General features: G+C 60.2%; 1 protein-coding gene. It reads right to left on the reverse strand.

Annotation, left to right across the window (positions count from 1 at the left end; all coding sequences use genetic code 11):
• Window positions 1–249 precede the first annotated feature (249 nt).
• A complete protein-coding gene (locus tag R4P08_RS18360; RefSeq protein WP_394855475.1) occupies window positions 250–1,515 on the reverse strand; it encodes an IS256 family transposase in 1,266 nt (421 codons plus the stop codon).
• Window positions 1,516–1,654: the final 139 nt, after the last annotated feature.

Genomic DNA, 1,654 nt, shown 5'->3' on the forward strand with positions numbered 1-1,654 from the left:
CATTCCTCCCTCGAACCCGCCACCGGTCGTAGAGCAAGATCACTGGGCCTGCCCCGCCACCGACCTTCTTAGCAGCCGAGACGGCACCGACACCATCCTCGAACAACGCTACCGCCGCGACCCGCTGATCCTCGGTAAGTGAACTTCGTGCACGCATACAAAACTCCCCGGTAGTCGGAACTGAATTACTCAGTCCAACTTCCGGGGAGGGGAGTGTCAGATTAACGGTGGATCCGACCTTGGCGTCGGTTAGTTTCCGTTCGGGGTGATGCGTCCTTCGAAGGTGATCGCGAACGCGTTGAGCGCTGGCTTCCACCTCATCGCCCATCGTGCCTTACCTTTCCCGGTGGGGTCCAGTGCCCGCGTGGCGAGATACAAGCACTTGAGGGCCGCTTGCTCTGTCGGGAAGTGTCCACGAGCGCGCACTGCGCGCCTGTAGCGGGCGTTGACGGACTCGATCGCATTCGTCGAGCAGATCACCCGCCTGATCTCGACGTCGTAGTCCAGGAACGGAACGAATTCACTCCACGCGTTGTCCCACATCCTGATGATCGCCGGGTATTGCTGACCCCATTTCTTCGTGAACTCGGTGAATCGTTCCTTCGCCGCAGACTCTGACGGAGCGGTGTAGACCGGCCGCAGATCACGCGCCATCTCATCCCAATACTTCCGCGATGCAAACCGAAAGGTGTTGCGTATCAGGTGAATAATGCACGTTTGCACCACCGCCAGCTCCCAGACGGTGTTGATGGCATCCGGCAAACCCTTCAGTCCATCGCACACCACGATGCAGACGTCGGCGACACCGCGGTTCTTGATTTCCGTCAGAACCGCGAGCCAGAACTTCGCGCCCTCACCACCCTCGCCGGCCCAGATCCCCAAGATGTCGCGTTCACCGTTCACGGTGACACCGATCGCGACATACATCGGCCGGTTCGTGACCTGACCGTCCCGGACTTTGACGTGCACAGCATCGATGAACATCACCGGATACACGCGCTCGAGTGGCCGGTTCTGCCATTCGGTCATTTCCCCGACGACCTTGTCGGTGATGCGGGAGATGGTGTCCTTCGATACCGTCGCGCCATAGATGTCCTGAAAATGCGCGGACACCTCACCGGTCGTCAAACCCTTTGCCGTAAGCGACAATACGATCTCATCGATCCCAGTCAGCCGGCGTTGACGCTTCTTCACGATCTGCGGCGCGAAGGAGGAATCGATGTCCCGCGGGACTTCGATCTCCACCGGCCCGATCTCGGTAAGCACCGTCTTCGAGCGAGTGCCGTTACGGGAGTTGCCGCTGCCGCGGCCAGCAGCATCATGTTTTTCGTAGCCGAGGTGCTCGGTCATCTCCGCATCCAACGCGGTCTCGAGGACATTCTTGGTGAGCTGATTGAGGAGCCCGTTCGGGCCCATCAACTCCACGCCCTGCTCCTTGGCTTGCGCCAGGAGCTGCTCGGCCAACTGCTTCTGATCCACCTCGGTCGCTGCCATGGGATCCAGTGTTTCGGTCATCGTCGATCCTTCCCACCAAGCTGAGCTCGGCGTGTCGAACCAAGGACCGGATCAACCGTTATTCAGACAGTCCCACGCACCACCACCCATCACTTGTTCGGCGGCGAGTCCTTCACCGTCACCGACTCCGGCTCGTCGT

The organism is Rhodococcus sp. IEGM 1408, from assembly GCF_033142235.1.
GTDB lineage: Bacteria > Actinomycetota > Actinomycetes > Mycobacteriales > Mycobacteriaceae > Dietzia.

What these genes read in the sequence shown, in the direction of transcription:
- R4P08_RS18360 (WP_394855475.1), bottom strand. Translation starts at nt 1,515, where the DNA reads ATGACCGAAACACTGGATCCCATGGCAGCGACCGAGGTGGATCAGAAG.